We start from the raw sequence: 18,421 nt of genomic DNA, 5'->3' as shown, positions 1-18,421 counted from the left end.
AGGCCGTACTCGAACTGCCTGCCTGCCTGATGATGACCCGAGTTGTTCCCCTTCCCCATGTCTGATGGTACGCATCCGGCCGGGGCTCAATAACAATGCTAGGGAGTAAACGCCATGCGCAAGTCAATCCTGAGTCTGGGTCTGGTGGCACTGATCACTGGTACCGCCGCGCACGCAGACTACCCGGAACGCGATATCCGCATGATCGTGCCATGGGGCGCCGGTGGTGGTACCGATGGGATCGTACGCAAGATCTCCAACCTTGCCGAAGACGCTCTTGGTGGCACGATCTATGTTGAGAACATCGAAGGCGGCATGAGCGCCAATGGACTGGTTCAGGTGCTCGGAGCCAAGCCCGATGGTTACACGATGGTCGCCTTGACCTACGACAGCGTGGTGACGATTCCCTGGCAGGGCATGCTGGCGGGTTACGATATCGACAAGCTTGACCTGATTGCGCGTATCACCAGCGAGCCGGATTCCATCGTGGTGCCCGACGACTCACCGTATGCAAACTTCGAAGAACTGATCGCAGCAGCGAAGGAGGCGCCGGGTGAGATTCGCGCCGGTATTCAGAACATGGGCAGCCGAACCCATCTGACCCTGCTTCAGCTCCAGGATCAGGCGGGTGTGGAATTCAAGGTGGTGTCCTATCCGGGAGGTGCCGCACCGCAGAAGGAAGCGCTGCTCAACGGAGAAGTGGATTTTGCCCTCACCAGCCTGGGGGATTTCGAGTCGCTGATTTCTGCCGGTAGCGCTCGTGGCCTGGTGGAGTTCACCGATGTACAGAGCGAGAGCTTCCCCGACGTACCTCCGGTCACCGAGCTTGGCCATGATATCCAGATGGGCAGTTTCGTGATTCTGGCGGCACCGGCCAACACGCCGGATGAAGCCGTCGAGGCATTGGAGCAAGCCTATCAGCAGGCCTATGACAGTGAAGAGTTCCAGAACTGGTTGGTCGATGTCGGTGTGACGCCCAACTGGCTGGGCCATGGCGAGGTCACCGATTGGGCGCAGCAGAGTCAGCAGGATCTGTTTGCGCGCATGGATGAACTCAAGGAAGCGGGTTTACTGGGGCAATGAGACTGGTTGAAATTTTCCCCGGCGTGCGGATGCACGCCGGGGCTCCATTCCACGAGGTCTGGTCATGAGAATTCTGTCCTGGTTGGGTAGCAGGGCCGGTGTCGTTGTGCTCCTTCTGGCGCTGACTCTGGTCTATCTCGTTGCGGCGCTGGACATTGCCCCGCCTGTCAGCAATGGCAATATCACCGCTTCGTTCTTTCCGATCGTGCTGGGGCTGATCATGCTGATGGCGCTTGGAGCATCGGTACTCGGGGATCGGCGCAAGGCCAGGGCTGCTGTTGCGACCAATAAGGCCTCTGCTACGCCCAATGACGATGCGCAGGCTCCTGAAAAAGCGAGCGCCGGTTCATTGCGTGGGCCGTTGGCAGTGGTGGTGTTGACCGCCGCCTACATCGCAATGTTCGCATCGCTGGGATATTTCATCAGCACCACACTGTATGCCTTTGCCATGACGCTGGTCTTCAGCTCAGGGCGGCCTGGCCGGCGGCAGTTGGTGGTCAAGGCGTTGATCGCTGTGGCGATTGCGGTACTGGGATACGGCCTCTTCGAATGGGTATTTCAGGTCCGCCTACCGGTACTGTGGGGATAACACATGGACTACGTTGCTGAATTGATGCAAGGGTTTGCGGTGCTCATGCAGCCCGACATTCTTCCCTATCTGATCGGCGGTTATCTTATCGGCACCTTTTTCGGTGCAGTGCCCGGGCTGACCTCGATGCTGGCCATTGCACTGTTGCTGCCGCTGACCTATAGCCTCGACGTCACCGCGGCTCTAGTGGCCTGTGCCGGTATATTCATGGCCGGAATGTGCAGCGGCAGTATCACCGCCACGACCATCAACATTCCCGGTGCGCCGGCGTCGATGATGACCGCCATCGAAGGCTACCCCATGCAGCAGCGTGGTGAAGGAGCCAAGGCCCTTGGACATGCTGCTCTGGCCTCGATGATCGGAGGCGCTTTGGGGGCCGTACTGCTGATGGTCGTTGCGCCACTGGCCACTGATGCGGCGTTATTGATACGTACGCCAGGCAAGTTTGCGCTGATCGCTTTTGCCTTGATCGTGATTGTCATTTCCCAGCGCGGAGCGATCTCCAAGGGGCTGGTGGCAACCACCCTCGGTGTGATGATCGCTACGGTTGGCATCGACGTCATGCAGCCGGTGACGCGGTTCACCTTCGGCACGGCGGTATTGATGCAAGGTATCGACATCATGCCGCTGGTGATTGGCGCCTTTGCCATCAGTGAGTTACTGGTGCAGGCCGAGAACAAGTCGGCGCGTACCGTAGATGCGGATGACGTCAAGGCGAGTCCTATTCGACGTCGCGATTTTATCCCACCGCTCAGCGAAGTGCGGGAAATTGGTGTTTACCGCTATGTGAAGACTGCGATCATTGGTTATGCGGTGGGTGTGCTGCCAGGGGCGGGCGGCTCGATGGCGGCTTTTGTCGCTTACGCCGAATCCATGCGCAGCTCTCGTCATCCCGAGAAGTACGGCAAGGGTTCGGTGGAAGGTATCGCCGCGGCCGAGGGAGCGAACAACGCCATGTGCAGTGGGGCCTTTGTGCCGATGTTGTCATTCGGCATCCCCGGTGATCCGACCACGGCGATTGTGCTTGGCGTGCTGGTGATCAATGGCCTACAGCCCGGACCGCAGTTCCTCGATAGCCAGATAGCATTGGTCGCCCCGATGTTCATGGCGCTATTTGTATCGGCCTTGATACTGGTGCCGCTGACGCTCTATCTGTTGGGTCCGTACTTCGTACGTATCGTGTCGATTCGGCGCGACATCCTCTATGCCAGCATTGCGGTGATCGCGCTGGTGGGCTGCTATGTTGCGACCTATTCGATGTTCCAGATGGGGCTGGCGCTGGTGTTCGGTATCCTCGCCTATTTCCTGCGCCGACACGGCTATCCTGTCGCCTGTCTGTTGCTTGGCTTCGTTCTTGGCCCGAGCCTCGAGGAATACTGTCGACGCTCCCTGTCGATCTCGGACGGCAGTCCGCTGATCTTCCTGACCAGCCCGGATAGCTTGTTCTTCCTCGCGCTGACCGCCGTGTTCTATTACTTCATGGTGATACGCAAACCCCAGGCTCGCCAACACGCCTAGCTTTGCTCCAGCCCGAACGACACAAGGCCGCATCCAAATGGATGCGGCCTTGTGCATTTTTCATCGTAGCTTGGGGCTTCAGGCTGTCTTGAGCGGTCGAGACGGGCCGAAGTGCTCGTAACGACGCTGCTCGGCACCAATGCCCAGCGTATCGAGGTAGCCATCCACCGCGCTCATGAAGCCCGCGGGGCCGACGAAGTAGCACTGGGTGTCGGGGCTCGGCAGCAGGCGCTGCAACAGCGCCTGGTCAACGAATCCGTTGGCATCGGCGCCATCTCCTTGTTCGTAGAGATGGTAGTGGGTCAACTGGCCGGGATATGCCTTTCCAAGTGTGCTGACTTCATTGCGGAAGGCGTGGTGAGCAGCATCGCGAGCGGCATGTACATAACACACCTGGCGACCACGTTTCAGGGCCTCTCGGGCCAGTGTCAGCATGGGAGTCTGACCAACGCCGCCGCTGATCAGCATCACCGGGGCCTCACCATCGTCGAGAGTCAGGTCGCCCGCCGGCGGATACGCCAGCAGGGTGTCGCCGACCTTCACCTTGTCATGCAACCAGGGGCTGACCAGTCCACCCGGCTCGCGCTTGACCGAGATGCGATAGCCACGCTCGGCATCGCAGCCAGTCAGGCTGTAGTGGCGGTGGGCGGTGGTGCCTTCGACATCGAGGCACAGGCCGATGTACTGCCCGGCTTTTGCCACGGCGACCGGCTTGCCGTCGACAGGCTCGAAGTAGAAGGAACGGATGACATCGCTTTCCTGTTCGATCTGGGCAACCCGGAACTCGCGGGTGCCTTCCCAGCCACCCGGGCGCTGGGCGAAGGCCTGGTATTCTCTGGCTTCGGCAGCGATAAGCAGATCGGCCAGTTCGCCATAGAGCGCGCCCCAGGCATCGGCGACGTCTTCTGTTACTGCGTCACCCAGCACTTCACCGATGGCGGCCATCAGGCATTCACCGACAATCGGATACTGGTCCGGCTGGATACCGAGAGATACGTGCTTGCTGATCGCCGTGGCCATGGCTGCGCGTGCTTCGGCCGGTTGCTTGCGCAGGCCGACATAGGCGAGCACGCTGCGGGCGAGGGCGCGGGGCTGACCGCCATCTTGCTGGTGGCTCTGATTGAAGATCGCCTTGACCGCGGGGTAGCGCTCGAACATCAGTGGATAGAAGCGTGCGGTGATCGCATCCAGGTGTTCGGCGACAACCGGGGCAGTAGCATCGATGATGGCATCCTGGGCGGCAGTGGTCATGGTGTGCTCCTTCTATCTCGAAGATAGGTTGGTGGCGCAGGACGGCCGGCCCCGCGCGTCATCTCTGATCTGGCGTCTGACGCAATGTGTTGCTCAGCGATCGCCAGTAATGGATTCACTTTGTATATCGCAAGTGGCGTGCCGCTCGAGGGTGGGTGCGCCATCCTGCCGCAGTTCGTGTCGGTAAGCCTCGTGCCGCGGGGCTTACCGAGATGAAGGAGGGTTGCTGGTCGCACTGTGGGCTGGATGTCGTACGCCCATCGCTGTCATAATGACATTAAGATCAGTGTTGAATTGACAGTCCTTGTTGTTGAATTGACAGTCATGACGCGGGAGCGAATAGCGTAATGGTGACCTTTCTGCGTACGTTGCGGGATGTATTGATGCATCTCGACGGAGATGACGACCAGGGCCTCGATGTGGCATGGCAGGGCTTGCTCGAGGCACTGGTCGCGGATACCGCCGCGGATGCCAGTGCGCTGCTGGTGTATCAGGCAGGAGGCTTGACGCCTGTGGCTGCCATCGGCCTGCCGGGCAGTGTGCGGGGGCGTACCTTTATCCTTGGCGATCATCCACGCCTTGCCGCGATAGCCAATACCGAAGGCGTCTGCCGCTTTGCCGCCGATTCCCCGTTACCGGACCCTTACGACGGCCTGCTCGATGAAGCCTTGAGCCCGGTGCACGATTGTCTGGGCGTGGCGCTGCGCGATGGTCCGCGGCTGATCGGCATGGTGACGCTGGATGCGCTGACACCGGGATGTCTGGCCGATCTCGATGATGAGGGGCTGATCGCTGCGGCCAACCTGTTGGCCACTTGCCTGCGACTGGCGGAACGCCTCAAGACGGCACGCTCACAGTTGGCCACCAGTCAACAGTTGCCCGGCGAACGCCCGCTGGTGACACGCTGGAACAGCGGTCTGATGCGTCAACTGATGAGCTCGGTAGAGCTGGTGGCGGCAACCGATATGAGTGTACTGGTGCACGGTGAAACCGGTGTCGGCAAGGAACAGATCGCTACGGCACTGCATCAGCTATCGCCTCGGGCCGAGGCACCGTTGGTGGTGGTCAACTGTGCTGCGCTGCCGGCATCGTTGATCGAGAGTGCATTGTTCGGCCATCGTCGCGGGGCCTTTTCCGGTGCTACGCGGGATCACCGGGGGCATTTCGCCATGGCCGATGGCGGCACTCTGGTGCTGGACGAGATCGGTGAGTTGCCGCTGGAGCTGCAACCCAAACTGCTGCGCTCGTTGCAGGAAGGCGAGATCCAGGCGCTGGGCAGTGATGAGGTGCGGCGGGTCGATGTACGAGTGGTGGCGGTCACCAATCGCGACCTGGCGGCGCAGGTTGCTGCCGGCCGCTTTCGCGAGGACCTCTATCATCGCCTCAGTGCCTTCCCACTGCGGGTCCCACCCTTGCGCGAGCGCCCCGAGGATCTGGCGTTGCTGGTTGGGCACTTTCTCGAGCAGAACCGCATTCGTCTGGGGGTGGGCAACCTGCGCGTCAATGCCGATGCTGCGGCGGCACTCAACGAATGGCAGTGGCCCGGCAATGTGCGCGAGCTGGACCATGTGCTGGCGCGTGGGGCATTGATGGCGGTCGCGGCGGCGCGTGGTAGCACGGACCTCAATCGTCGTACGCTACTGTTGGGGCGCGAGCAGCTTGGATTGCATCCTGCCGCTGAGCAGCCCCCGTCAGACGTGTCGACGGCCACGGAGAGCGACGATATAGCGTTGGCGATTCCCGACAATCTGCGCGAAGCGACCGAGCGCTATCAACGACAGTGTATCGAGGCTGCTGTCACCGCTGCTGGTAACTGGGCTGGGGCCGCTCGTCGCCTGGGTATGGACGCCGGTAACCTGCATCGTCTGGCCCGGCGACTGGGCTTGAAGGCGTAGTGTCGAAATAGCGTTGTAAGCTGCGAGTGACGGGCAATGACGGATGTCCCTGTGTCATTGCCGAGGGTTGTTGGTGGTTTGTACTGCCGGTGGGAATTCGAGCTAGCGTTTAAAACCATCGTTGACCAGTGACGTTATGACTCCGATAGTGAAACGCGTACTTCAGCAGAATGAGCTCAGTGGAAACAAGCTCAGCAAACGACAACTGATCGGAGTTGAAGGCATGAAACGCAACAATAACAAGATGCTGATAAGTCTCTCCGTTGCCGCCCTGTCTCTGGGCATGGCAACTGTAGCCTCCGCTGCGACCCTGGATGAGGTCAAGCAACGCGGCAATCTCAACTGTGGTGTCAATGTCGGCTTGTCCGGGTTTTCCTCGCCGGATGCCGATGGCCAGTGGCAGGGGCTGGATGTGGAAACCTGTCGGGCGCTGTCGTCGGCGATCTTCGGTGATCCCGACAAGGTGGTGTTTACACCGCTCACCGCCAAGGAACGCTTTACGGCATTGCAGTCCGGAGAAATCGATGTGTTGGCACGTAACACCACCTGGACCGCAACACGCGACAACTCTCTGGGGCTCAATTTCACCACCACTACGTTCTATGATGGCCAGGGATTCATGGTCTCGAAGGATCTGGGCGTGAGCAGTCTCGAGGACCTGGGTGGGGCTTCCATCTGTATCCAGTCCGGCACCACCCACGAACTCAATCTCGCCGACTACTTCCCGTCGAAGGGAATCGAGATCAACACCGCCACCTTCGATACACCGGATCAGACGGCTTCCGGCTTCGCCAGCGGTCGCTGTGATGTGCTGACCTCGGATACCTCACAGCTCAGTGCACTGCGTCTGCAATTGCCTGAGCCGGATAGTGTCGAAATCATGACCCAATTGATCTCCAAGGAGCCACTGGGACCGGTGGTGCGCCAGGGTGACGATCAATGGTTCAACATCGTCAAGTGGACGGTGTTCGCCATGGTCAATGCCGAGGAACTGGGTGTCACCAGCGACAATGCCGAACAGATGCAGAGCGATCCGCCCAATCCTCAGGTTGCACGTCTGCTGGGTGGAGACGGCAACTACGGCGAGCAGTTGGGGCTCGGCAACGACTGGGCCTACAACATCGTTTCCCAGGTGGGTAACTACGGCGAGGTGTTTGAGGACACCGTGGGTGCCAATTCGCCGCTCAAGATCAGTCGTGGCATGAATGCATTGTGGGACCAGGGCGGGATCCTCTACGCGCCGCCGATTCGCTGAGGCAAGCCTTGAGCAGGTGGCATGTCGCTGAGCAATCCCGACATGACCACCTGTTTCACCAGCCGTAAGCAGACCGAGCTTCGTGGCTTGAAGCGATGGACGTTTTTCGAGTTGTTGAAGTTCGGTCCGGTTCCACTTGTGACTCGATGATGGCACGCGCCCTTCGTGGCTTCGTCGAGCCGTTGCGTTCGAGGCTTGCCATGCCCAAACCTCCGAGCAGCCACGTTCCGTTGTGGCGGCGTCCTGCCTTTCGCGCACTGATCATTCAGGCGCTTCTGCTTGCTGGCCTGGTGGCATTGATTGCCATGATGGTCGGTAATGCCCTGAGCAACCTGGAAGCACGCGGAATCACCACTGGTTTCGGCTTTCTGGGTGAACGGGCCGGCTTCTCCATTCCTCAGACCTTGATCGATTACTCCGGTGACAGCACCTACGCACGCACCTTCGTTGTCGGTCTGCTCAATACGTTGCTGGTATCCGGTATGGGCATTGTCGCGGCGACGATCATCGGCTTTGCCGTGGGCATCGCCCGCCTGTCGCCCAACTGGGTGCTGGCGCGCCTTGCCAGCGCTTTTGTCGAGATATTTCGCAATATTCCGCTACTGGTACAGATCCTGTTCTGGTACTTCGCGGTGCTTCAGGCCTTGCCCAGCCCAAGACAGAGTCTGTCGCTGATGGAGGCGGTATTTCTCAACGTGCGAGGACTGATAGTGCCTGCCCCAGTGCCGGAAGCCGGTTTCGGCCTGACGCTGACAGCACTGGTGATAGCGATTGCTGCCAGCATTGGCTTCGCGCTCTATGCGCGTCGCTTGCAGGCGCGGACCGGAAAGGCCCTGCCAGTGTACTGGTGTGGGGCGGCGATGATCATCGGCCTGCCACTGCTGGCATTTGTTGTCAGTGGCGCTCCCCTGAGCTGGGTAATGCCGGAGCTGAAGGGCTTCAACTTCCGCGGTGGTGTTACCGTGATTCCCGAGTTGATGGCTCTATGGCTGGCACTATCGATTTACACCGCTTCCTTTATCGCCGAGATCGTGCGCTCTGGCATTCAGTCGGTGCCCAAGGGGCAGGTCGAGGCCTCTCGGGCGATTGGATTGTCTTCCAACATCACCTTGCGCAAGGTGGTGATTCCTCAGGCGATGCGCGTGATCGTCCCGCAGTTGACCAGCCAGTATCTGAATCTGATCAAGAATTCGTCACTGGCGACGGCGATTGGCTATCCCGATCTGGTGGCGGTGTTCGCCGGCACCTCGCTCAATCAGACCGGCCAGGCGATCGAGATCATTGCCATCACCATGGCGGTATATCTGACCATCAGCCTCAGTGTTTCAGCGTTGATGAACGTCTATAACGCTCGCACCCTGATCAAGGAGCGCTAGCATGTCTGACTCTTCTGATAAGGGCTCTGCTGCGAAGGGCTCTGTCATGCAAGGCACGGGCGCCGATACGCTGGTGGCGGCACGCCCTGCACCCGATAGCCGCCATGGCGTTGTCGGCTGGATGCGCACGCGACTGTTCAATGGTCCACTCAATTCGCTCATCAGCCTGGTCACTCTGGCATTGCTGGTATGGGGGCTGACGCCGCTGGTCCAGTGGGCGCTGATCGATGCCGACTGGCTTGGTGACAGTCGTGAGGCCTGTTCCGGTGAGGGGGCCTGTTGGGTATTCATCAGTGCGCGCTTCGAGACCATCGTCTACGGCTTCTATCCGGCAGCGGAGCGCTACCGAGTGGATATTACTCTGGCGTTGATGGCGGCCACCATTGCGTGGTTGGCGATTCCACGAATGCCGGCCAGAAGATGGGTGGTGGTCTTTGCCTTGATCGGCTTTCCGGTGATCGCCTGGCTGCTGCTGGTCGGTGGCGTGTTTGATCTGCCCTATGTCCCCACTCGCCGTTGGGGGGGCCTGATGCTGACACTGACAGTAGCCACGGTGGGCATCGTCGGTTCACTGCCACTGGGTGTCATCCTGGCGCTGGGGCGTCGCTCGAAGATGCCATTGGTCAGAAGCCTGTGCATTGTGTTTATCGAGTTCTGGCGTGGGGTACCGCTGATCACAGTGTTGTTCATGGCCTCGGTGATGTTGCCGCTGTTCGTGCCCAGTGAGGTCGAGTTCAACAAGCTGCTGCGTGCGCTGATCGGCATCATGTTCTTCTGGAGCGCCTATATGGCGGAAGTGGTGCGCGGTGGGTTGCAGGCGATACCCAAAGGCCAGGAAGAAGCCGCCAAGGCGTTGGGATTGAGCTACTGGCGGCGGATGGGGCTGATCATTCTGCCTCAGGCACTCAAGCTGGTGATTCCCGGTATCGTCAACACTTTCATCGCGCTGTTCAAGGATACCTCGCTGGTATTGATCATTGGCCTGTTCGATCTGCTGGCGATCATCCGCGCCGGGCTGACCGACACCGATTGGCTGGGTTTCGCCACCGAAGGCTATGTGTTTGCCGCGCTGATGTTCTGGGTGTTCTGTTTCAGCATGTCGCGCTATAGCCAGTATATGGAACGGCGCCTACATCGAGGCCATTAGGAGATAAGATCATGTCCCCTCAAGCTAGCAACGCTGCGTCGGATGTTGCCTCATCGGGTGCCGAGCCGGCGATGATCGATATATCCGGGCTCAACAAGTGGTATGGCGATTTTCACGTACTGCGTGATATCGACCTGACGGTTGGGCGCGGTGAGCGCATCGTCATCTGTGGACCATCAGGCTCCGGCAAGTCGACGCTGATTCGCTGTATCAATCACCTCGAGGAGCATCAGCAGGGCGATATCATTGTCGATGGCATGCATATGACCGAGGACGTCAAGCGCATCGAGCAGATTCGTCGCCACGTCGGCATGGTCTTCCAGCACTTCAATCTGTTTCCTCATCTGTCGGTGTTGGACAACTGCTGCATTGCGCAGACATGGGTGCAGCGGCGGCCGAGGCGCGAGGCGGAAGCGACGGCAATGGAGTATCTCGAACGGGTGCAGATCGCCGACCAGGCACACAAGTATCCCGGTCAGCTATCCGGTGGTCAGCAACAGCGCGTGGCGATTGCCCGAGCATTGTGTCTCAAGCCGGAGGTGATGTTGTTCGATGAGCCGACGTCGGCGCTTGATCCGGAGATGATCAAGGAGGTGCTGGATGTGATGATCGAGCTGGCTCAGGACGGCATGACCATGCTGTGTGTGACGCACGAAATGGGGTTTGCCAGAACAGTGGCCGATCGGGTGATCTTCATGGATCAGGGGCAGATCATCGAGGAGGCACCGCCAACGACATTCTTCAACTCACCACGTTCCGAGCGGACGCGGTTGTTCCTCAGTCAGATCCTCGGCCACTGAACGGCTCAGGCATGCGCGCCGATCTATCAGACTCGTTCGACCGTCAGGTTCGAGCGATCATATAGTCGATGAAATGCCGCACGCGCGATTGCTCGCCGAGAGCCTCCGGGGTGACCAGATAATATGCGTCAGGACTGGTCAGCACGTGGGGGGACGCGAGCGCCAGCTGACCGCTTTCCAGTTCTTGATGAATCAGGAAACGTGGCACCAGGCCGAGTCCGGCACCGTTGATCAGCATCTGGATCAGGGTATGGAAGGTCTCGACACGGGTGCCATAGTAGCTGCGCTCACTGCGGATGCCCTGGTCGGCAAACCATTGATGCCAGGCGGCGGGGCGTGTGTCGAGATGCAGCAGGCGGCATTTGGCAAAACCACACCCGGCATCTGGTCGTTTCTGGGTGAGATAGTGTGGTGAGGCCACCGCAACGACGTCCTCGTCGAACAGCCGATGGCATTCCAGCCCCGACCAACTGCCATGGCCGTGGAAGACCGCGATATCGATGCCTTCACCGTTGAGGTCAAAGGCCTCGACCCGATCACTCAATTGCAGAGCCAGCTGTGGATGCGCATCGAGGAAATCCGGGAGGTGATGTGCCAGCCAGCGACTACCAAAGGTGGGGAGAGTCGCCACCTTGAGAACTTCTCCTTCGCCGCTCCAGGTCTGGATGGTATTGGTCGACATCTCGATCTGGGCAAGGATCTTGCGCGCCTCGCTCAGGTATAGGGCACCTTCTGGTGTCAGGACCAGGCTGCGGCGCAGGCGGCGGAATAACTTGCGCTGCAGTACGTCTTCCAGTTGAGCGACCTGTTTGCTGACGGCACTCTGCGTGATGTTCAACTCCTCGGCGGCGCGCGTGAAACTCAGGTGCCGCGCGGCAGTCTCGAAGCATTGCATGGTCACCGTGGAAGGAAGGTGGCGAATTTTCATGGGCAGCACGACTTTTATGAATGCAACCAGCAGGCTGGAAGAGCTTTGCTTTATAGCCTGAAGGAGGCGAGTGACAAGGGGCGAGGATGGCTTCCAGTACTCATATCTCATATTCCATAATGGAATGCAAAGCGTGCTTTTTTTCGTTTGTCGCCTTTTCCGCGCTTTGTTTTCATGGGCAGATAACTCATGGCTCACGATGCACGGTAAACAACGCGCCGTGTCAGCTATAGCCGTTGCCAGACATCGCTCTCGCCCAACATCAGGTAAAACCACATGTCCTCTGCCTTTGTTTCCTCCGATGAGATCCGTGACCGCTTCTCGCGTGCCATGTCGGCTATGTATCAGGCGGAAGTGCCACAATATGGCGCTTTGCTGGAACTGGTCGAAACGGTCAATCGCGAGACACTCGATGCCCAGCCAGAGCTCAAGGCCAGTCTCGAGGCGCGCGGTGAACTGGAGCGTCTCAACGTCGAGCGGCATGGTGCCATCCGTGTGGGAACGGCGGAGGAGCTGTCGACCCTGCGGCGTCTGTTCGCGGTAATGGGTATGTACCCGGTGGGCTACTATGACCTGTCCGAGGCGGGGGTGCCGGTACATTCCACAGCCTTCCGTCCGGTTTCCGATGCGGCGCTGGCGCGCAACCCTTTCCGCCTGTTTACCTCGCTGTTGCGTCTGGAGCTGATCGAAGATCCGTCGCTGCGTCAGCGGGCTGCGGAGATTCTCGCCCGGCGTGACATCTTCACGCCGGAGACGCGCGAGCTGATCACCTGCTTCGAGAGCGAGGGCGGATTGACCAGCAACCAGGCGGATCGTTTTGTTGCCGAGGCTCTGGAAACCTTCCGTTGGCATCAACATGCCACGGTCGATAGAGCCACCTACGATGAGTTGCATGCCGCACACCGCTTGATCGCCGATGTGGTGTGTTTCCGTGGTCCGCACATCAATCACCTGACGCCGCGTACCCTGGATATCGATGAGGTTCAGAGGCGCATGCCAGAGGCCGGGATGTCGCCCAAGGCGGTGATCGAAGGGCCTCCGAGCCGCCAGTGCCCGATTCTGTTGCGCCAGACCAGCTTCAAGGCGCTGGAGGAACTGACTCGCTTCCGTGACGAAGAGCAAGGCAGGCATACCGCGCGTTTCGGTGAGATCGAGCAGCGTGGTGTAGCGCTGACCACGGCGGGCCGTCGGCTTTATGATCAATTGCTCAATGAGGCACGCCAGGCTGCGCCGGGAACGGACAATGCCGCGCATCAAGCACATCTGACGGACGTCTTTACTGCCTTCCCGGACGATGATGTCTGCCTGCGTCGTGAAGGCCTGGCGTTCTTTGAGTACCGTCTGGCGGAGGGCGAATCTCGTATTGAGGGCAAGCTGGAAGAACTGCTGGCGGCCGGCAGAGTGATCGCCGACCCGATCACCTACGAAGACTTTCTACCGGTCTCCGCCGCCGGTATCTTCCAGTCCAACCTTGGTGGCCAGTCCAGTTCTGGTGGCAAGGAAGGGCGTGTCGGCCAGGGCAATGCCAACCGTGAAGCCTTCGAATCGGCGCTCGGCGCAGAAGTCGCCGACGAACTGGCACTCTATGCCGAGCGCCAGGCCGCCTCCCTGAAAGCGCTGGGTTTGAATCGAGGCTGAGGGCCTGAAGCTGCTGATCTGCAACTTGACGAGTCAAAGGATGATTCTGCGCCGCTGTCCCCTGGGCCAGCGGCGCTCTTGTTATCACGGATGCATGATGCCGTCAGCAGCGAGTATGCTTTAACTCCTTTACTGCAAGGACTCGTCGCCCATGGAATGGCTCGCTCAACTCTCGCCGCTGTCCGCTGATATCAGTCTGTTGTTGATCGCATTGTCTTCGCTGACGTCGATGATCAGTGCTTCGATGGGCATTGGCGGTGGAACTCTGTTGATCATGACCATGGCTCAGGTGATGCCGGCCACTGCGCTGATTCCGGTGCATGGTCTGGTACAGATGGGCTCCAATGGCGGGCGTATGCTGATGACCTTGCGGCATATCGAGCGCAATGCCTTGTTGGCCTTTATTCCCGGTGCAGTGGTCGGGGCTATCGTCGCGAGTTGGTTGCTGATTCGCCTGCCGGAAGGCGTGCTTGAGCTGACAATTGCCGCCTTTGTACTGCTTACCACCTGGGGACTGAAACTACCCAAACGCGCGCTGGGCACAGCGGGGACGTTGATTGCCGGTGGTGTGACCACTTTTCTTTCCAGCCTGGTAGGCGCCAGTGGGCCGATGGTGGCTGCTTTCATCAAGCAGCGCAGTACTCAGCGTCAAACCACAGTGGCCACGTTTGCCGCCTGCATGACCTTCCAGCATCTGACCAAGGCGTTCGTGTTCGGCTTTGCTGGTTTTGTTTTCCACGATTGGTTGCCATTGATCGGTGTGATGATCCTGTCCGGCGTGCTCGGTACCTGGTTGGGGTTGCGATTGCTCACACGTTTGTCCGATCATCGCTTTGATGTGTTCTTTCGCCTGGTCTTGACGGTGCTGGCGTTGCGCCTTGTCTGGCTGGGAGTTGAGCGTCTGATGGGTTGATCCGTGACATACCGGCGGCTGTTGTTCAGTTGCGTTGTGGGGGGCCTTGAACGACAGTATAGCGATGACATCTATTCGTTCTCGCTGCATATATGCTCCAGGTAGTTCATAATGCGCGGGGATCATTGGTAAACGCTGGGGAAGAAATGATGGGGTCTGCTCGCAGCATCTGGCGTAGTTCATCTATAACAATCGTACTATTGCTGGTGTCGAGCCTGATGACCAATGTGGTCTGGGCCGGCAATCCGCGTTATGCGGGAATCGTGGTCGATAGTGAAACCCAGGAGATTCTCTACGCCGAGAATGCCGACGAGCCCCGATATCCTGCCTCCTTGACCAAGATGATGACCCTCTATCTGCTGTTCGAGGCACTGGACGGTCGCTCAATGAGCCTTGGTCATCCGCTGGCGGTGTCTTCTCATGCGGCATCGATGCCGGCCACCAAGTTGTGGCTCAAGGCGGGGAATACCATTCCAGTGGAGAAGGCGATCGAGTCGCTGGTCGTACGTTCCGCCAATGACGTTGCTGTGGTAGTGGCAGAAGCGCTGGGCGGCACGGAGTCGGGCTTCGCCCAGATGATGACTCGCAAGGCTCGTGAGTTGGGCATGGAGCATACGACCTTCCGTAACGCTTCGGGCCTGCCGGACTCAGGTCAGATGACAACCGCGCGTGATATGGCGATCCTGGCGCAGCGCATGATTCAGGACTTTCCTCAGTATTATCACTATTTTAGCCTGACTGAATTTACCTGGCGGGGTACGCGGCATACGGGTCATAACCGTCTGCTGGATAACTATGCTGGCGCTGATGGTCTCAAGACCGGCTTTATCCGAGCCTCCGGTTTCAACGTCGCAACCTCTGCGGTACGCAATGGTCGACGTATGGTGGCGGTGGTCATGGGTGGCTATACCGCCGCTTCGCGCGATGAGCAGATGGCCAGTGTGCTGGATCGCGGTTTCCTGCGTGCTTCGCTGACCAATAGTCAGGGATTCCTCGCCGATACCAGTATTTCCGGTGGCCTGTTGATGCAGCCGCAGCCGGGCATGATGTCGGCGCCGGCCCGCTCGCCGACCATTCAGGTGGCGAGGACAGCACCTGTACCGGTGTCCCCGGCGGCCGTGCAGCCGTCTCGAGTGGAGTCAGTGATTGCCCCGGCGCCTTCACAGGTGGCGTCGACGACACCCGCCGTGCGTGACATCAGCTCCTCGCCGGTAGGTTCCAGTGGCGGCAGTTCGGCCAGAGATCCTCTGTCCAATCTGGCTTCCTCTCCGGTGCCGGTTTCTGCGTCGGTGCCTGCGGTGGCCTCTTCTCAAACCTCTGCTCCAGCCCCTGTATCAGCTCCTACGCCAGCAGCTTCGCCTGCGCCAACCGCTGTAGCATCCAGTGGTAGCGGTGAGTGGGGTGTTCAGGTCGGGGCTTTCAGTAGTGAGGACCATGCGCGGAGCCAGGCAGCTCGTGCGGCCGATCGGTTGGCCGATGAGTTGGGTGACGCCCGTGTGGCCGTTGCCCGTGTCGATAGTGCTGGAGTTTATCGGGCCCGCCTTGTTGATCTACAGGAGAGTCAGGCGCGCACCGCCTGCCAATCACTGGTTCAGCAAGGCATGGACTGCATGGTGGTTCCCGGTATGTAGGCTTTCCAGCAGCCTCGAATGCCCGCCTCTGGCGGGCATTTTCGTTAGAGACCCTGGAAACTTGTCCGTTGCCACATCGCTATGGTTATACGCTCTATCTCGAATGGTTGTTGCTTGCCTTGCCTGTTGAATCCCCCTGGTGTTGAGCGCTTGGGTTTGTTTGCAGGCTACCGATACTTTCATGGAGGGAAGGATGTCGTCATCAATCAAGGGAATTGCCTTCATGTGTCTCGGGGTGCTGTGTCTGGCTCTGGGTGATGCAATTTCCAAGTGGTTGGGGGCTGTGCATTCACCGTTGCAGATCATCTTCTTTCGCACTCTGGTATCACTGCCATTGATCATGCTCCTTGCCCATTTCGGGGGTGGTCTACGCCTACTCGGCACCCGACGGCCGGGCGTGCACCTGGTGCGTGGCTTGATCTATGCCGGCTGTATGGGGTGTTTCATCCTCGGCCTGACCTTGATGCCGCTGGCCGAGGGCACTGCGATTGCGTTCGCGGCGCCCTTGTTCGTCACCTTGCTGTCGGTTCCTCTGCTGGGTGAGAAGGTCAGCCTGCCGGTATTGGGTGCGTCATTACTGGGCTTTGCCGGAGTACTGGTGGTGGTGCGACCCGGTTCGGATGGTATTTCCCTCGGCGCACTGGCGATGCTGGGTGCAGCGGTCTTCTATGCACTGATGATGATTACGGCGAGGCGCTACGGCGGGCGAGAGCAGCTATGGGCGATGGTCTTCTATATGAACCTGGTGCCGTTCATCCTTGCCGCACTGTGTTTACCGCTGGTGTGGACAACTCCGGAGCCCTGGCATTGGCCGGCGTTTCTGGTATCCGGCGTTTTCGGTGTAGGCGCCACCGCCTGTATCACCCAGGCCTTCCGCTACGCACCGGCAGCGATAGCTGCACCCTTTGATTACACCGCGATGGTATGGGCGGTGTTGCTCGGCTGGATATTCTGGGGAGAAATCCCGGACATCTGGGTATTGCTGGGCGGCACCATGATTATCGGCAGCGGCCTGCTGATCGCCTACCAGGAAGGGCGGACATCGCTGAAGAGGCGGCCGACGGCTTAGAAAGAGGACAGAGGACAGAAGACAGAAGACAGAGGGCAGAGGGAAGAAGGAAGAGGGAAGGTTCTTCCTTTGGTGTGCCCCTGAAAAAGTAGACACCTCGGTTTAGGCCGCCAACTCGTAGTCCCTGGGGGTTAATCCGCCCAGGGTCTCGTGAGCGCGGACTCCATCGTAGTACTCTTCAATGTAGTATTTCACCGCCTTCTTCATTTCCTCACGCGTCACCAGCCCCAGATGATGCAGCCACTCCCGCTTCATCAGAGAAAAGAAACTCTCTGCACAGGCGTTGTCCCAACAGTTCCCTCGCCGAGACATGCTGATCGTAAAGCCGGCCCCATTCAGTGTTTTCAGCACGTCCTCACTGCGATACTGAGCTCCCTGATCTGAGTGGAACAGGCTGTCTCCCTCAGTGATCGACCGCCAGCTCAGCGCCTCCACTACAGCTTCTTTCACCAGGGTGGCATCCACCTGAGGGCTGCAGGCATGACCGACCACGCGACGCGAGTACAGGTCCATGACCGTAGCAATGTAGAGCCAGCCTTCCTGACACCGAACCTGAGTGATGTCCGATACCCAGACACGGTCAGGCTCGTCGACACAGAAGCCTCTGTTGAGCAGATTGGGGCGTACCGGGATACCGGGCTTTGGTTTGCGCCAACCAGGGCGAGGAGCTGTCACAGAGCGATATCCCATGCGCTGAAGCAGTCGTTGGACTCGGTTCTGGCTGCAGATGAAGCCTGACTGCACTGCGGAATACCAGAGCTTGCGGTAGCCGGGAATCCCATGCTGCTGCTCAGCTTCCTGATGCAGAAACATCGACAGTGCTTGATTGGCCTGGCAGCGCTTCGATGGCGTCCTGGACGCCCAGCGATAGAAGCCGGATCGAGACACTCCGAGTACTTTGCACATCATGGCGACCGGATATTGATCACCATGAAAACGCTGGATGAAGCGGAACCTTACTTCATGCCCTTGGCAAAGTACTCTTCGGCCTTTTTTAGGATCTCTACCTCCAGCTCCTTGCGTGCCAACTGCTTGCGGAGCTGGCGGTTCTCGCGTTCGAGGTCAGCCAGGCTCTTCGAGGCTCCCCGGTTGGGCAGTGGCTTCTGATCCTTCTCATGAGTCGACACGTGCTCTCTCCTCCACCGTTCAAGGACACTGGTAGGTACGTCGAACCTGGCAGCAATGACCGCTTGGGAATCCGCCGATTCCAGAGAGCACTGAACCACATGCTGCTTGAATTCAGGCGTATACCGACGACGTGTACGTAGAAGCATGACACCTCTCCTCATCCTGTAAAGGGAGGTGTCTACAAAATCGGGGGCATAGCA

General features: G+C 59.2%; 16 protein-coding genes. 12 read left to right on the top strand and 4 right to left on the bottom strand.

From position 1 onward, the window contains the following. Positions 1-114 precede the first annotated feature (114 nt). The 3 genes from AR456_RS19540 to AR456_RS19530 all read left to right on the top strand — a co-directional run bounded on the left by AR456_RS19540 (position 115) and on the right by AR456_RS19530 (position 3,190). Positions 115-1,083, top strand: coding sequence for a Bug family tripartite tricarboxylate transporter substrate binding protein (locus AR456_RS19540; protein WP_021819280.1), 969 nt, complete (start codon positions 115-117; stop codon positions 1,081-1,083). A gap of 64 nt (positions 1,084-1,147) precedes the next feature. Next, complete coding sequence (locus AR456_RS19535) at positions 1,148-1,672, top strand: tripartite tricarboxylate transporter TctB family protein (RefSeq protein ID WP_021819279.1); 525 nt, start codon at positions 1,148-1,150, stop codon at positions 1,670-1,672. Between the two features lie 3 nt (positions 1,673-1,675). After that, positions 1,676-3,190, top strand: coding sequence for a tripartite tricarboxylate transporter permease (locus AR456_RS19530; RefSeq protein WP_021819278.1), 1,515 nt, complete (start codon positions 1,676-1,678; stop codon positions 3,188-3,190). 78 nt (positions 3,191-3,268) lie between these two features. On the opposite strand, the gene hmpA is transcribed toward AR456_RS19530, so the two are convergent. After that, a complete protein-coding gene (gene hmpA, locus AR456_RS19525) occupies positions 3,269-4,441 on the bottom strand; it encodes an NO-inducible flavohemoprotein (protein WP_021819277.1) in 1,173 nt (390 codons plus the stop codon). Between the two features lie 347 nt (positions 4,442-4,788). On the opposite strand from hmpA, the gene norR reads away from it, so the two are divergent. The 5 genes from norR to AR456_RS19500 all read left to right on the top strand — a co-directional run bounded on the left by norR (position 4,789) and on the right by AR456_RS19500 (position 10,914). Then, the gene (gene norR, locus AR456_RS19520; protein WP_021819276.1) at positions 4,789-6,336 is read left to right on the top strand and encodes a nitric oxide reductase transcriptional regulator NorR; all 1,548 of its coding nucleotides are present in this window, start codon (positions 4,789-4,791) and stop codon (positions 6,334-6,336) included. A 223-nt stretch (positions 6,337-6,559) separates the two neighbouring features. Beyond that, positions 6,560-7,591, top strand: a complete 1,032-nt coding sequence (locus tag AR456_RS19515) for an amino acid ABC transporter substrate-binding protein (RefSeq protein ID WP_081694675.1) — start codon at positions 6,560-6,562, stop codon at positions 7,589-7,591. 200 nt (positions 7,592-7,791) lie between these two features. Then, a complete protein-coding gene (locus AR456_RS19510) occupies positions 7,792-8,967 on the top strand; it encodes an amino acid ABC transporter permease (RefSeq protein ID WP_031208021.1) in 1,176 nt (391 codons plus the stop codon). Between the two features lie 46 nt (positions 8,968-9,013). Beyond that, positions 9,014-10,114 carry an amino acid ABC transporter permease gene (locus AR456_RS19505; RefSeq protein WP_031208019.1) on the top strand — a complete coding sequence of 367 codons (1,101 nt, stop codon included), beginning with the start codon at positions 9,014-9,016 and terminating at the stop codon, positions 10,112-10,114. A 71-nt stretch (positions 10,115-10,185) separates the two neighbouring features. Next, positions 10,186-10,914 carry an amino acid ABC transporter ATP-binding protein gene (locus tag AR456_RS19500; protein WP_031208018.1) on the top strand — a complete coding sequence of 243 codons (729 nt, stop codon included), beginning with the start codon at positions 10,186-10,188 and terminating at the stop codon, positions 10,912-10,914. Positions 10,915-10,957: 43 nt separating this feature from the next. Here AR456_RS19500 and AR456_RS19495 read toward each other — a convergent pair whose 3' ends face one another. Beyond that, the gene (locus tag AR456_RS19495; protein WP_031208017.1) at positions 10,958-11,842 is read right to left on the bottom strand and encodes a LysR substrate-binding domain-containing protein; all 885 of its coding nucleotides are present in this window, start codon (positions 11,840-11,842) and stop codon (positions 10,958-10,960) included. Between the two features lie 276 nt (positions 11,843-12,118). Here AR456_RS19495 and hglS point away from each other — a divergent pair, with 276 nt between their 5' ends. The 4 genes from hglS (at position 12,119) to AR456_RS19475 (ending at position 17,093) form a co-directional block, all read left to right on the top strand. Next, complete coding sequence (gene hglS, locus AR456_RS19490; protein ID WP_021819269.1) at positions 12,119-13,480, top strand: 2-oxoadipate dioxygenase/decarboxylase HglS; 1,362 nt, start codon at positions 12,119-12,121, stop codon at positions 13,478-13,480. Between the two features lie 151 nt (positions 13,481-13,631). Next, positions 13,632-14,393 (top strand): sulfite exporter TauE/SafE family protein, encoded by a 762-nt coding sequence (locus AR456_RS19485; protein WP_021819268.1) that lies wholly within the window; start codon positions 13,632-13,634, stop codon positions 14,391-14,393. Positions 14,394-14,611: 218 nt separating this feature from the next. Further along, positions 14,612-16,024, top strand: a complete 1,413-nt coding sequence (locus AR456_RS19480; protein WP_236995524.1) for a D-alanyl-D-alanine carboxypeptidase — start codon at positions 14,612-14,614, stop codon at positions 16,022-16,024. 193 nt (positions 16,025-16,217) lie between these two features. Beyond that, on the top strand, positions 16,218-17,093 hold the full coding sequence (locus AR456_RS19475) for a DMT family transporter (RefSeq protein ID WP_021819266.1): 876 nt from the start codon (positions 16,218-16,220) through the stop codon (positions 17,091-17,093). Between the two features lie 102 nt (positions 17,094-17,195). Here AR456_RS19475 and AR456_RS19470 read toward each other — a convergent pair whose 3' ends face one another. After that, positions 17,196-18,038 (bottom strand): IS3 family transposase, encoded by an 843-nt coding sequence (locus AR456_RS19470; RefSeq protein WP_236995560.1) that lies wholly within the window; start codon positions 18,036-18,038, stop codon positions 17,196-17,198. An 11-nt stretch (positions 18,039-18,049) separates the two neighbouring features. Beyond that, the gene (locus AR456_RS21190; RefSeq protein WP_021818783.1) at positions 18,050-18,367 is read right to left on the bottom strand and encodes a transposase; all 318 of its coding nucleotides are present in this window, start codon (positions 18,365-18,367) and stop codon (positions 18,050-18,052) included. Positions 18,368-18,421 lie beyond the last annotated feature (54 nt).

This window comes from Halomonas huangheensis, from assembly GCF_001431725.1.
Taxonomy (GTDB): domain Bacteria; phylum Pseudomonadota; class Gammaproteobacteria; order Pseudomonadales; family Halomonadaceae; genus Halomonas; species Halomonas huangheensis.
Note: the sequence above shows the minus strand (reverse complement) of the source record. Positions and strands in the feature narration are given on the sequence as shown.